At 66.1% G+C, this 13,802-nt stretch carries 8 protein-coding genes and 2 pseudogenes; 7 read left to right on the top strand and 3 right to left on the bottom strand.

Going from position 1 to position 13,802, the window contains the following annotated elements:
- Positions 1-589 precede the first annotated feature (589 nt).
- Both AC0KTM_RS14480 and AC0KTM_RS14475 read left to right on the top strand, forming a co-directional pair.
- The gene (locus tag AC0KTM_RS14480) at positions 590-1,363 is read left to right on the top strand and encodes a 1-aminocyclopropane-1-carboxylate synthase (protein ID WP_472415967.1); all 774 of its coding nucleotides are present in this window, start codon (positions 590-592) and stop codon (positions 1,361-1,363) included.
- 594 nt (positions 1,364-1,957) lie between these two features.
- Positions 1,958-2,845, top strand: coding sequence for a fatty acid desaturase (locus AC0KTM_RS14475; RefSeq protein ID WP_472415965.1), 888 nt, complete (start codon positions 1,958-1,960; stop codon positions 2,843-2,845).
- On the opposite strand, the pseudogene AC0KTM_RS14470 reads toward AC0KTM_RS14475, so the two are convergent.
- The 3 genes and pseudogenes from AC0KTM_RS14470 to AC0KTM_RS14460 all read right to left on the bottom strand — a co-directional run.
- Positions 2,792-2,977, bottom strand: a pseudogene (locus tag AC0KTM_RS14470) (IS1634 family transposase); the annotation flags it as partial. The gene AC0KTM_RS14475 and the pseudogene AC0KTM_RS14470 sit on opposite strands and share 54 nt — an antisense overlap.
- Before the next feature lie 539 nt (positions 2,978-3,516).
- Positions 3,517-4,506, bottom strand: coding sequence for a S1 family peptidase (locus tag AC0KTM_RS14465; protein ID WP_472415963.1), 990 nt, complete (start codon positions 4,504-4,506; stop codon positions 3,517-3,519).
- Between the two features lie 49 nt (positions 4,507-4,555).
- Positions 4,556-5,323, bottom strand: a complete 768-nt coding sequence (locus AC0KTM_RS14460) for a TVP38/TMEM64 family protein (RefSeq protein ID WP_472415961.1) — start codon at positions 5,321-5,323, stop codon at positions 4,556-4,558.
- A gap of 180 nt (positions 5,324-5,503) precedes the next feature.
- Here AC0KTM_RS14460 and mutA point away from each other — a divergent pair, with 180 nt between their 5' ends.
- The 5 genes and pseudogenes from mutA to AC0KTM_RS14435 all read left to right on the top strand — a co-directional run bounded on the left by mutA (position 5,504) and on the right by AC0KTM_RS14435 (position 13,493).
- A complete protein-coding gene (gene mutA, locus AC0KTM_RS14455; protein WP_472415959.1) occupies positions 5,504-7,381 on the top strand; it encodes a methylmalonyl-CoA mutase small subunit in 1,878 nt (625 codons plus the stop codon).
- Between the two features lie 5 nt (positions 7,382-7,386).
- A complete protein-coding gene (gene scpA / locus AC0KTM_RS14450; RefSeq protein WP_472415957.1) occupies positions 7,387-9,636 on the top strand; it encodes a methylmalonyl-CoA mutase in 2,250 nt (749 codons plus the stop codon).
- 76 nt (positions 9,637-9,712) lie between these two features.
- Positions 9,713-10,695 (top strand): annotated as a pseudogene (gene meaB / locus AC0KTM_RS14445) (methylmalonyl Co-A mutase-associated GTPase MeaB).
- 53 nt (positions 10,696-10,748) lie between these two features.
- Complete coding sequence (gene lipL, locus AC0KTM_RS14440; protein ID WP_472415955.1) at positions 10,749-12,035, top strand: esterase/beta-lactamase LipL; 1,287 nt, start codon at positions 10,749-10,751, stop codon at positions 12,033-12,035.
- A 291-nt stretch (positions 12,036-12,326) separates the two neighbouring features.
- Positions 12,327-13,493, top strand: coding sequence for an acyltransferase family protein (locus AC0KTM_RS14435; protein WP_472415953.1), 1,167 nt, complete (start codon positions 12,327-12,329; stop codon positions 13,491-13,493).
- Positions 13,494-13,802: the final 309 nt, after the last annotated feature.

Here is a 13,802-nt window from a genome sequence, read left to right as displayed (position 1 = left end):
CGCAGAGATTTCGGCCGAATGTCCGGCCAATTTTTGTTCGATGTGATGCAGGCACGCGCGCGTCGGCTCCCGCGGCGACCATCCGCCACCCAACTGGAACACCGCCGACGGCCGGCCACAGGCCGCGCGCCCAGTGGCGGGGACACCTCATTGGACGAGGTTCTCAGGCGGCCGTCGTGATGCGTGAATCCGGTTGAAGGGCCAGCGAATTGGGATCGAGACCGAAGCGCGGACCGGCCGAACACGAGCTGGTGATCGAACAGGTATGCGCCTTGGCGTGGCCAGGCGTCTGGCGGTGGCGCGGGGTGAACGATCAGCTGATCGGGCGGCCGGACTTGGGCGCCACATGGCCCCGAGAGCCCGACGCGCGTCTTGTTTCCGGATCGGTCTAACGGTTGCCAACCGTGCCGGGAGGTAACAGTGTCGCCGCGGATCGGCGATTTTGCCAACGCGCGCGGCGGACCGCGGTTAAACTCCCTTCGATTCGGGGGATTTACCGCCGGCGATGCACCTGATCTCGGGCGATCAACGTGGAGCGCAGGCACCGGTAGGACGTGGGTGTTGAGTTTCGCCATTGGGAGGGGCGTCAATGAACCGACGATCGGACTATGTCTTCACTGAACTCAGCTACCACACGGACGACTGCGTTCCGGTAATCCAACAATACCTTGACTTTCTGGTCCGAGGCGACGGCCGAAAAGCTCATTGCCCATTTACCGAAACGATGCTCGGAAAACGCCAATTCTACTATGATACGAGTAATTTTCTCCTGGATGAGGAGGAATTTTTCCGGGCTATAGCGGAGATGCGTGAATTTCACGCTAGACATTCTGATCGTTATTTGGTTGTCGGGGTGGCGTACCAGAATGTCGAAAACTTCTTGGAAGCGGTCGCCGCCCAGGGTGAAGTGTGGCGGCAGAAATTGAGACTTGAGCTCATAGCTGCTGGTCTGACGATTGCGTGGACGCATCCGAAAAATCCACTCGGTACCCACACAGATCGCGATAAGCCTGTCGAGCCCCTTTGGGTGAGCGATATTCCACTTCTTATGCTCAGGAATCTCGACAAGGGCGATGAACCGTTCATGGTGAGCGCCGATTCCAAGTCGGCGTTCGTGCTGGGCATGAAGTATAACGAAACGATACCTATCGAAATACGTCCTGCCGCGATAAACCCGCAGCTGCAACCGCACTATAAGCTGACTGCCCTGGCGAATCTCATGAATCATGTTCGACTTTCCTCCGTCAGATCGGTATCAGCCGATTTGGCCGGAGACCTCACGGTCGTCATGAAAAGCGGAAAGACCTACGCGCATGCGTGGAGTCCCGAGCCCGCGATATCGGAGGAAATGCAAAATGCGTGAGCTTGCGAGCACCCGGACTGACGACAGGCGGGAATGCCCCTCTATCTGAAGTGATCAACGTTGGGGGCAGGAAAGCTTACTTCGACTCGAGGGGAGCGCGGGGCGACTACATCTGGAAAACAACAACGAACGCAGCCTTCCGGCAGTGGTGACGTTGCTTTTCGGCGACTAGGTAACAAATATTTACGCTGGTGAACATTCCGGTTTATCAGGTGAACATTCCGCGACATCACATTTCCCATGGACAGGGGGAGACTCGATTGGATCTGCGCTGCACGAAGTTCGAGAATGTACCCACGCTTAACCGCGTGGATTCGCGCGGACTTACGCATGACCGCGCATTTATTGTGCTCACCCGGTTGACGAAATCGGCACATAGTTTATTGCGCGAATAAGCATGACGGGCAAAGTCGAAACAAGGTGGTGCCACATGGTTTTCTACGCAGTTCGTCGGCGGCGTGTTCCTAGCCGGGGGTCTTGGTGACAGGGGTCGAAATGCTTGCCGCCACAGAGCAAAGATCACCGGGCGCCTGCGAGGCGGCCGCAATCCCGCGAGGCTTCCCAGCTCCCAGGTTCGTGCGGCCGACCATTGCGGTGCCGACCGTGCTGGTCTGGCTTGGGTCGCTCGTTGCGTGGTGCGCGGCGACGGCAGCCGTTCTCTGCGGAGTGAGTGGTTGGTGGTTGGCGGTCACCATCGTCGTTCAGGGTCTCGTAACGTTTTCCATGTTCTCCGTGCTGCACGAAGCGATTCACCACACCGTCGGCCGGCCAAAGTGGATCAACCAGGTGTTCGGTCGCTTGTCGATACCGTTCGTCTCGTTGTTCGCAACATTTCCACTGCTCGCGTATACGCATCTCGCACACCACCGCAACACCAACGAAGGTATCCATGAGGATCCGGATGCGTGGAGTATCACGGGTCCGCGTTGGCAGCTGCCATTGCGCTGGTTGACGATCGATGCCTGGTATTGCCGCTTTTACCTGATGCGCCTGCGCCGGCGCCCCCGCAAGGAAGCGGTGGGGTTTGCCATACACGTCACTCTGGCCCTCGCCTTCGTAACCGCCATCCTGATTCTCGGCTACGGGCGCGAGCTGGTGCTCATCTATTTCCTCCCGCAGCGGATCGGCATGGTCATCCTCGCGTGGTGGTTTGACTGGCTGCCTCATCACGGCCTCGTGGCGAAAAAGACCGACCGATTCCGGGTCACCCGCGCTCGGGTTGGCTGGGAGCGTGCTCTGTGTCTGTTGTTGATGTATCAGAACTATCACGTAGTTCATCACATCCATACTGCGATTCCTTTTTACCTGTACGTAAAGGCATGGAGGGCTGCAGAATCCGACTATCTGGACCGAAACGTCCCAATCAGCACCGCGTGGGGGCAGGAAATGACGCCTTCGGAGTACCGCAGATGGCGGGAGGTCAGAAGCGGCATTGTCGAAGCGGATCGCGGTGATCGCCTCGCGGAGATCCTTTGGGGGTAGCGGCTCGGCAGTGGTCAGGTCTTGGTTGCCGACCTTGATCTTGACGGTGCGGTATCGGTGGGCGGTGCGCGCGAATGTCTTGATGCTCCAACCGGTTTCAGCCTCGATGAAGTGGCTGATGGCGACCGCGGCGCCGATGCTCCGGTCTCAACCGCGAAGTTCTACAAGAGGTCGTGCGACGAATCCCCGGCATTATCACAGTCCTTAGGCGTTATGCGGGGCGTTGTGCGGTGTAAACGGTGATGGCCGCCCCGGAAACCGAGACGGCCACACCTCGACGCGGCTAGCGCATCGCCGCTCTCACCATCCCTGCGGCCCCAACGGTCCGCCCGGCCCCTGTCCCGGCGGCGGCGGTCCCAGCGGTCCGCCCGGCCCAGGCGGTGGTCCGCCGAATGGTCCACCCGGCGGAGGCGGTCCCGGCTGGCCCGGAGGCGGCGGCGGTGGCGGGGGATCCGCACTCGCCACCCCGGCACCGATGCCGGCCACTGCGGCTCCGAGCGTCCCCGCGAGCAACGAACCAGCGATGAGTTTCTTGAACTTCACTCGGCCCATCCATCCTTCCAATCGTCGTTTCCCTACCCGGCGACGCGAAATCGTCCTTCTCGCACCGCTTGCCGCGAGGTTAGGAAGTCAGCCTGAAGCTGACCTGAAGAAGGACGGGGCCACAGTGCTCAGCGCGGCGACGACGGCGCGGTGATCGCGGTCAGGTTCCACTTGTCCAGCCACGGCCGCACCAACTCGGCGACGGAGAATTTGGCGCGGGCCGCGCATCCGGCCTTGGGGGTGTAGGGGTCACCGCCGCGGATGAGGATGCCGACGGCGCTGACGGTGCCGTCGCGTTCGTAGAGGTATACCGGGCCGCCCGAATCGCCGCATTGGCCGCTCGCCAGGAACACGACCTTGCTGTCGGTGATCTCGACGATCTGCCCGCAGGAGTCCGCGCCGGAGCCCATGCCGAACTTGCACAACTGTTGTCCGACTTGAAGATTGGTGGCGACGCCGGTGACCGGCAGCGACGCGGCGACCGCCGACGACTGGGGAACGTTGTCACCGTCCAGCGTGATCAGACCGATGTCGTGCTGTTCGCCGTGGACCCCCTCGCTGATCGTCTGGGTGAACGTGCCCAGCGCCGTGTAGGGAAGGACCCCGCCCAGGTTCATCGTGACCTTGCTCGGCCCGCCGGGACGATTGCAGTGACCGGCGGTGAGGATCCCGCCCTGGCCGTCGCTGGTATGCACCAAAAACCCTGCGGTGCAACCCATTCCACCGGATCCGTCGCCATACTGGACGTAAATTCCGGCGCCCGGGCCGATGGCGCTGGCCGCGGGCAGATCGATCGGCGCCAGCGTCGGCGGCGGCGGTGCGGGAGGCTGCTGCGCCGGGGAGGCGGCCCTGGGGTACAGGCAGACGGCCGCCACCAGGGCGGCGGTGCTGCACACCGCCGCGAGGATGAGCAGCGTGGTGTGGAGTTTGGCGCGCCGCGGCAGCACGTCGGCGAGCGTGCGGGTTTTCGGCTTGCGCCGCCGCTGGTCGCGGCTGGGCAGGAAGCCCAAGACGGCGAGCACCGCCAACACCACGGCGCTGAGCGGGAGCGCGACGGTACGAGCCGGCGAATATGGCGACCCCCAGCTGGCGAACTCCAGCGCGTACACGCCCCCCATTAGATCGATCTTTGCCGCCTCGCGCGGCGCTCTCAACGGAGTTGGTGGATCAGCTGATCGTGGCCGGCTCGGGCGAGGGCTTGTCGTCGAGGCGGCGGTGTGCGAGGCGGTGGTGCCGACGGAACTGGCGGACCTCGATGATCAAGCCCGCCAGGCCAAGCGCGCTGGTGATCGCCGACACCAGGTACAGCAGCGAGTTGGGGTGGCCGGCCAGCGCGTCGCCGAGGACGACGACGGCGGTGGTGCCGGGTAGCAATCCGGCAAGCGTCGCCAGGCCGTACGGCAGCGCCCGCACGCTCGACGCACCGGCGGCATAGTTGAGCGCCGAGAACGGCACCGCGGGAATCAGTCGCAGCGACACGATGGCCAGCCAGCCCCGCCGCCGCAGCCGTTGCTCCACCGTATGGATCGATCGGTGGCGCACCAGCCGGGTCAACCGCCACCCGGCCGCGCGCACCAGCAGCATGGCGATCATCGCGCTCGCGGTGCTGGCAACCACCGCGAGCGCGACGCCCAGCAGCGGGCCGAAGAGCAGCCCGGCCGCCAGCGTGAACGCGGTACGCGGGATGGGCACCACCGTCACGACGATGTGCGCCAGCAGGAACGCCAGCGGGAACCACGGCCCGAGCGACTGCGCCCAGTCGCGCATCTGAACCGGCGAGGGCAGCGGAAGCAACGACGCCAGCACCAGCAGCGCTGTGATGCCCACCACTGTCCAGACGACCCGCGACCGAGACACGCTGCGCGCCGCCGCGCCGATGGCGCAGCCGAGATCGCGAAGCGTCGCGGTGATTTTGCTGGTGGCGGAACCCGTCACGGCATCCAAGGTTACGGGGCGCAGATGAATTGGGCGTTTCCCGCGCCTGGCGTTTCGTCCCGAGCCTGCTCCGCTGGCGGCACCTGGCGGTTTTTAGCGCAGAGCTCCCATCAATTAGCCTCAATAGCTAAGTGGTATCCCCAAAGCGGTAGCCCAAATGCTGGGAAAAGGGAGCAATCGGTGTCCATTGATGTACCCGAGCTCGCCGGCCTAGAACAGGTTCGCGGGCGTTGGCGCAGTGCGGTCGCCGGAGTGCTGGCCAAGAGCACCCGGAAGGACCCTGAGGAGTTGGGGGACGCGCCGGAGCGGCTGCTGGAAACCCCGACGTACGACGGGATCGCGATCCGCGCGCTCTACACCGCCCTCGACGAGCTGCCCGAACCGCCGCTGCCCGGTGAGTGGCCCTACGTGCGGGGCGGCGACGCGCTGCGCGACGTCAAGACCGGCTGGCGGGTCGCCGAGGCGTTCCCGGCCACCCCGGTGCCGGGCGTCGACGCAAAGGACGTCAACTCCGCGGTGCTCGACGCGCTCGGCAACGGAGCCAGCGCCCTGGTGCTGCGGATCGGGGAGTCGGGCGTGGCGCCCGACCAGCTGGCCGACGCGCTGCAGGGCGTCTACCTGAGCATGGCGCCGCTGATCCTCGAGGCCGGCGCCGACTACGCGGCGGCCAGCGACGTGGCGCTGGCGCTGGCCGACGGGGTGGAACCCGACCAGCGCGCCACCGTGTCGATCGACCTGGGCGGTGACCCGCTGACAGCGGCGCACAGCGGCCGGCCCGCGCCGAGGATCGAGGACGTGGTCGCCGTCGCCAAGCGGGCGGCCGAGCACACCGGCGTGCGTGCGATCACCGTCGACGGGCCCGCCTTTCACAATCTGGGCGCCAACGCGACGTGGGAGCTGGCCGCCGGTGTCGCGGCCGCGGTGAGTTACCTGCGGGTGCTCACCGAGGCGGGGATGCCGATCGGCCAGGCGTTGCGGCAGATCAGCTTCCGGTTCGCCGCCGACGACGACCAGTTCATGACGATCGCCAAGTTCCGCGCGGCGCGCAACCTGTGGGCGCGGGTCGCCGAGGTCGTCGGCGAGCCCGATTCCGGCGCGGCCGTCATCCACGCCGAGACCTCGCTGCCGATGATGACCCAGCGCGACCCCTGGGTGAACATGCTGCGCTGCACCCTCGCCGCCTTCGGCGCCGGGGTGGGCGGCGCAGACTCCCTGCTGGTCTTCCCGTTCGACGTGGCGATCGACGGCGGATTCCCAGACATAGCAACAAGTTTCGCGCGCCGCATCGCACGCAACACCCAGCTGCTGCTGCTCGAGGAGTCACACGTGGGTCGCGTGCTGGACCCGGCCGGCGGGTCGTGGTTCGTGGAGGACCTCACCGCCCGGCTGGCCGAGCAGGCCTGGCAGCATTTCCAGGCCATCGAGGCGCACGGCGGATTCACCGAGGCTGCCGACTTCATCGCCGGCCAGATCGCCGAGATCGCGGCCCGCCGCAGCGACGACATCGCGCACCGCCGCACCGCGATCACGGGCGTCAACGAATTCCCGAACCTCACCGAACCGCCGCTGCCGCAAAGCGACTCGTCGTATTCGCCGCTCGCCGCCGGCAAGCTGGTGCGTTACGCCGCGGAGTTCGAAGCCCTGCGCGATCGCTCCGACGCCTTCGTGGCCCGCACCGGCTCGCGCCCCCAAGCGTTGTTGCTGCCCCTGGGCCCCTTGGCCGAGAACAACATTCGCGCGACGTTCGCCTCGAACCTGTTGGCCTCCGGGGGCATCGAGGCGGTCAACCCCGGAACCGTCGACGCGGCCGGCGTCGCGGCGGCGGTGGCCGAGGCGGGGTCGCCGACGGTGGCGGTCATCTGCGGCACCGACAAGCGCTACGGGGACGAGGCGTCCGGCGTCGTGCAGGCCGCCCGGGACGCCGGAATCTCCCGGGTGTATCTGGCCGGGCCCGAAAAGGCGGTGGCCGACGCCGAGCACCAACCGGACCAATTCCTGACTGCGAAAATCAATGCGGTCGAAGCACTGTCGGATCTGCTCACAAGGTTGGGGGCGTAGCTAGCATGACGACCACTGCACCTGCTGTCGGCAGCTTCGCCGAGGTTCCGCTGCACAGCGAGCGGACCATCGCGCCGGCGACCGAAGCCGCCGTCGACGAACACGTGGCCGCGGCCGCGGCCGCGCACTGGTACACACCCGATCAGCTGCAATGGCATACGCCGGAAGACATCGACGTCAAACCGGTCTACATCGCCGCCGACCGCGCCGCCGTCGAGGCCGACGGCTATCCGCTGCACAGCTTCCCCGGTGAACCGCCGTTCGTGCGCGGCCCCTACCCGACGATGTATGTCAACCAGCCGTGGACGATTCGGCAGTACGCCGGTTTCTCCACCGCCGCCGAGTCCAACGCCTTCTACCGCCGCAACCTGGCGGCGGGCCAGAAGGGTCTGTCGGTGGCCTTCGACCTGGCCACCCACCGCGGGTATGACTCCGACCACCCGCGCGTGCAGGGTGACGTCGGAATGGCCGGTGTGGCAATCGATTCCATCCTCGACATGCGGCAGCTGTTCGACGGCATCGACCTGTCGACGGTGTCGGTGTCGATGACCATGAACGGCGCGGTGCTGCCGATCCTGGCGCTGTACGTGGTGGCCGCCGAGGAGCAGGGTGTTCCGCCGGAGAAGCTGGCCGGCACCATCCAGAACGACATCCTCAAAGAGTTCATGGTGCGCAACACCTACATCTATCCACCCAAGCCGTCGATGCGCATCATCTCCGACATCTTCGCCTACACCAGCGCCAAGATGCCCAAGTTCAACTCCATCTCGATCTCCGGTTACCACATCCAGGAGGCCGGTGCCACAGCGGATTTGGAGCTGGCGTACACGCTGGCCGACGGGGTCGACTACATCAAGGCCGGCCTGGACGCCGAGCTGGACATCGACAAGTTCGCGCCGCGGCTGTCCTTTTTCTGGGGCATCGGGATGAACTTCTTCATGGAGGTCGCCAAGCTGCGGGCCGGCCGGCTGTTGTGGAGCGAGCTGGTCAGCCAGTTCGATCCGAAGAGCGCCAAATCGCTGTCGCTGCGCACACATTCGCAGACCTCGGGCTGGTCGCTGACCGCGCAGGACGCCTTCAACAACGTCGCCCGCACCTGCATCGAGGCCATGGCCGCCACCCAGGGGCACACCCAGTCGCTGCACACCAACGCGCTGGACGAGGCGCTGGCGTTGCCCACCGACTTCTCGGCGCGCATCGCCCGCAACACCCAGCTGGTGCTGCAGCAGGAGTCGGGGACCACGCGGCCCATCGACCCGTGGGCGGGCTCGTATTACGTGGAATGGCTGACCCATCAGCTCGCGCGGAAGGCCCGCGCCCACATCGCCGAGGTCACCGAGCACGGCGGCATGGCCCAGGCCATCAGCGACGGGATCCCCAAGCTGCGCATCGAGGAGGCGGCCGCGCGCACCCAGGCCCGCATCGACTCCGGGATCCAGCCGGTGATCGGGATCAACAAGTACCAGGTCGAAGAGGACCAGGAGGTCGAGGTCCTCAAGGTCGAGAACAGCCGCGTGCGCGCCGAGCAGCTGGCCAAGCTCAAGGAGCTGCGGGAAAGCCGCGACCAGCAGGCCGTCGACGCGGCGCTCGCCGAGTTGTCGCGCGCCGCGGCGGCGCACGGCCGTGCGGGTGAGGACGGGCTGGGCAACAACCTGCTGGCGCTGGCCATCGACGCGGCCCGCGCCAAGGCCACCGTCGGCGAGATCTCCGACGCGCTGGAGAAGGTGTATGGCCGTCACCAGGCGGAGATCCGCACCATCGCCGGCGTCTACCGCGACGAAGCTGGAAAGGCCGGAAACATGGCCAGCGCAACCGAACTCGTCGAGAAGTTCGCCGAGGCCGACGGCCGCCGCCCCAGGATTCTGGTGGCCAAGATGGGGCAGGACGGCCACGACCGCGGGCAGAAGGTGATCGCGACGGCGTTCGCCGATATCGGCTTCGACGTCGACGTCGGATCGCTGTTCTCCACGCCCGAGGAGGTGGCCCGCCAGGCGGCCGACAACGACGTGCACGTGGTCGGGGTGTCCTCGCTGGCGGCGGGTCACCTGACGCTGGTGCCGGCGCTGCGCGAGGCGATGGCCGAGGTGGGGCGCCCCGACATCATGATCGTGGTGGGCGGCGTCATCCCGCCCGGGGACTTCGACGAGCTGTACGAGGCCGGGGCCGCCGCCATCTTCCCGCCCGGCACGGTGATCGCCGACGCCGCAATCGGCTTGCTGCACAAGCTCGCCGAGCGGCTGGGTTACGACCTCTAATGATGCGCGCGAGACTGCAACTACCGACGGGGTTACTCGGGAAATGCGCCGCCAGTTGCAGTCTCGCGGTGTGGAAATGAACCCAGAGCAGCTGGCCAAGGCCATCCGCAGTGGCGACCGCGCGGCGCTGCCGCGCGCCATCACCCTGCTGGAGTCCACCCGCAGGGATCACCAGGAGAAGGCGCAGCGGCTGCTGTTGGAGCTGACGCCGGACTCGGGCAACGCGCATCGGGTGGGCATCACCGGGATTCCCGGGGTGGGGAAGTCCACCACCATCGAGGCCCTCGGCATGCACCTGATCGAAATGGGCCATCGCGTGGCGGTGTTGGCCGTCGATCCGTCGTCGACGCGCACCGGCGGCTCGATCCTCGGTGACAAAACCCGGATGTCGCGCCTTGCCATGCACCCGGATGCATACATTCGGCCGTCGCCCACGTCGGGCACCCTGGGCGGGGTGGCCAAGGCCACCCGCGAAGCGTCGGTGCTGCTGGAGGCCGCCGGTTTCGACGTGATCCTGATCGAGACCGTCGGCGTCGGTCAGTCCGAGGTGACCGTGGCCAACATGGTCGACACCTTCGTGTTGCTGACCCTGGCGCGCGGCGGCGACCAGCTGCAGGGCATCAAGAAGGGCGTGCTGGAGCTGGCCGACATCGTCGTGGTGAACAAGGCCGACGGGAAGCACCTGCCCGAGGCGCGGTCGGCCGCGCGCGAGCTGTCCGGGGCGATCAGGTTGATCTATCCGCGCGAAACGCTATGGCGGCCGCCCGTTCTCACGATGAGCGCCGCGGAGGGAACCGGCCTCGACGAACTGTGGGACACCGTCGAACGTCATCGCACGGTGCTCAGCGACGCGGGGGAGTTCGAGGCGCGCCGCCGCGGCCAGCTGGTCGACTGGACCTGGCAGATGGTGCGCGACACGGTGTTGGACCGGCTGGCCTCCAACCCGGCGGTGCGCAAGATCCGGGCCGACGTCGAGCGAAAGGTCAAGGCGGGGGAGCTAACTCCGGCCCTGGCGGCCCAGCAAATCTTGACGGCCGCGTCCGGCTAACGGATAGGTAAATATTCGGGGGGTTTCGCTCCTGCCGGGTGTGTAATCCAAGTAAATTCAAAGTGTGACGGTGGATAGCCGAGTCAATCGCCGCGCGGTCCGTGTCCACGATGACCTTGACGCAGGTCACCGTGTGTCCGGCGCGGCGGACTCACACTTCGGGTGCGTCGTTCGTAGCTTTTCCAGCATGTTTCCCGCCCGCCGGTTCGGTGGCGGGGCGTTGGCCGTCTATGTCGACGGCCGGCCCGTCGTGGACGTCTGGACGGGTTTTGCCGACCGGGGTGGCCAGCGGCCGTGGTCGGAGAACACCGCCCCGATGGTGTTCTCCGCGACCAAGGGAATGGCCGCCACCGTCATCCACCGGCTCGCTGACCGGGGGCTGATCGACTACGACGCCCCCGTCGCCGAATACTGGCGCGAGTTCGCGGCCAACGGCAAGGCCGAGATGACCGTGCGCCAGGTGATGCGGCACCAGGCCGGCCTGTCGGGTCTGCGCGGCGCCACCAAGGAAGACCTCCTCGATCACGTGGTGATGGAGGAGCGGCTGGCCGCGGCGGCTCCCGGGCGGCTGCTGGGCAAATCCGCGTACCACGCGCTGACCTTCGGCTGGCTAATGTCCGGCCTGGGTCGGGCGGTGACCGGTAAGGGGATGCGCACGCTGATTCGCGAGGAACTCGCCGAGCCGCTGGGCGTCGACGGCCTGTACCTGGGCCGGCCGCCGGCCGGGTGCCCGACGCGGGTCGCCGAGATCGTCGCGCCGCAGAACCTTTTGGGCAGTTCGCTCGTCAACTACGTCTCCCGCAAGGTCGCCAACGAGCTCTCCGGCGGATTCCGGTCGATCTATTTCCCGGGCATGGTCGCCGCGGTTCAGGGCGATACCCCGCTGCTGGACGCCGAGATCCCGGCGGCCAACGGGGTCGCCACGGCGCGCGGCCTGGCGCGGATGTACGGCGCCATCGCCAACGGTGGCGAGGTGGACGGCATCCGATTCCTCTCCCGCGACCTGACGGCAAGCCTGACGGGGGAGCGCAGCCTGCGGCCGGACCGAAATATCTACGTGCCGTTGGCTTTCCGCCTCGGTTATCACAGTCTGCCGATCGGCGGTGTGATGCCCGGCTTCGGTCACGTCGGGATGGGCGGTTCGGTCGGATGGGCCGATCCCGCCTCGGGGGTGGCGTTCGCGTTGGTGCACAACCGCCTGCTGACGCCGCTGGTGATGTCCGACCATGCGGCATTCGTCGGGATTTATGCGCTGATCCGCAGGGCCGCGGACAAGGCACGCAAACGCGGATTCCGCCCGGTCACCGAGTTCGGGGCGCCGTTCTGCGAGCCTGGGGCCGTCGCCGGCTAACGCCGAAACGCGCACGAGCCCCCGGACGGTGCGTTCCCGCAATGCAAACGACCGCGTAATTAACGGGGGCGCTTAAATCGACTGGCCGATTCGAATGACGGTGGTCGAAAGCCCCATGTGCAGTTGTTTACGTGCGATGTAGTGTTTGCTGGATGTTTGCTCAGCTCATTCCTGCGAATTGCCGCGGCGTTTCCCGAAAACAATGCCCGCCGGTAATCCTGGCTTCGCGGGTGTGTTGATGACCGGACTGCGATTTTGGTGCCCGGGCGCCGGGCAGCGAGAATCGGTCGGATGAGCGCGAACCCGGCAGTCTCTGGCCCCGACGCAACCGTCAACCCAAAGCGGCGAGGACCGGGGCGCTCGACGCTCGCCCAGGTGTTCGACACCCGAAACAACGCACTGAACGTTTGGCGACTGGTGCTGGCGTCCGGCGTCATCCTGCAACACTCCTGGTTCCTCACCGGCCGCAAGATCTACCCACCGGTGGAACAGCTGCTCACGCAGTTCTGGGTGGACGGATTCTTCGCGATATCGGGGTTCCTCATCACGGCGAGCTGGGTGCGCAATCCGCGGCTTCGCGAATACTTCGTCGCCCGCGTTCTTCGGATTTTTCCGGGCCTGTGGGTCTGCGTGGCCGTGGTGGCTTTCGTCATTGCCCCGCTGGGCGTGGCGATCCAGGGGGGCTCGGCCGCCAAGCTGCTGTTGTCTACCGCGCCGATCGAGTACGTGCTGAACAACGCCGTGTTGAACGTGTATCACACCGGTATCGACGGAACGCCCCGAAACGTCCCCTTCCCGGGCGTGTGGGACGGCGTGCTGTGGACCCTCGTTTTCGAATTCCTCTGCTACATCGCCATCGCTATTGCCGGCGTGGCCGGACTCCTCAAACGCCGCTGGCCCGCTCCGGTGGTGTTCGCACTGTTCTTGGTGGCCGCGGCGCTCGTTTCGTACCCGGTGGGCGCGGTGGAGACGCTCCCGCAGATGATCACGCGGTTCGCCCTCGTCTTCGCCGCCGGCGCGGTCCTACATCAATTCCAGGATTTGATTCCCGCCCGATGGTCACTTGTTGCCGTGAGCGCGGCCATCGTGGTGGTGGCCGGCTTGCTGGTGCCGAACTATCGAGTCCTCGCCGCCCTCCCGCTGGCCTACGCCGTCGTCGTTTCGGGGGCGCTGATCCACAACCAGCGCATGCGTTTACGTACGGACCTGTCCTACGGCGTGTACATCTACGCGTGGCCCATGCAGCAGCTGTTGGTGATCTGCGGGCTGGGCTTCCTGCCTCCCGTCGCGTTCGCCGTGGTCGCCGCCGTCGCGACCCTGCCACTGGCCGCACTGAGCTGGTTCCTGGTGGAAAAGCGCGCGCTTGCGCTCAAGTCCCGCTTCAAGCGCAAAGCGCGTGAATGGGACGGCGTGGTCGCTGACGCACAACCGTCCGCGCACACCGTCACCGGCGACTGAGTCGCGGATTCCGCGCCGCACGACACTCAATCTCACCTTTACCGTGAGATAAAGTCGTCCAGACCAAACGATTAATGCGCGTTGCTGTAGGCACCTCTTGGTCGGCGACGGCGTTGCCGGAAGCGCGTATTTGAACTTTGCCCCGCAAATTGCAAATTCATGCATAATGACCCGTGATCCCGGGGGCCGCATGACGCGCAACTGAAAGTGTGGGCCACCGATGACAGCTCCCCGGACCAGCCAACCCGCCGATCTCCCAGAGTCATCCGCCGGCCAAGCAACCGCCGTCCGTCCGGTTGCGCTGTTCGT

Source organism: Mycobacterium sp. NTMscope_Eco_3 (assembly GCF_976985685.1).
The sequence above is the reverse complement of the archived record's forward strand: the minus strand, read 5'-3'. Positions and strand labels throughout refer to the sequence as shown.

Bases quoted from the DNA above. Each gene is read 5' to 3' on its own strand.
- AC0KTM_RS14480 (WP_472415967.1), top strand. From the start codon at position 590: ATGAACCGACGATCGGACTATGTCTTCACTGAACTCAGCTACCACACG.
- AC0KTM_RS14465 (WP_472415963.1), bottom strand. From the start codon at position 4,506: ATGGGGGGCGTGTACGCGCTGGAGTTCGCCAGCTGGGGGTCGCCATAT.
- scpA (WP_472415957.1), top strand. From the start codon at position 7,387: ATGACGACCACTGCACCTGCTGTCGGCAGCTTCGCCGAGGTTCCGCTG.
- AC0KTM_RS14435 (WP_472415953.1), top strand. From the start codon at position 12,327: ATGAGCGCGAACCCGGCAGTCTCTGGCCCCGACGCAACCGTCAACCCA.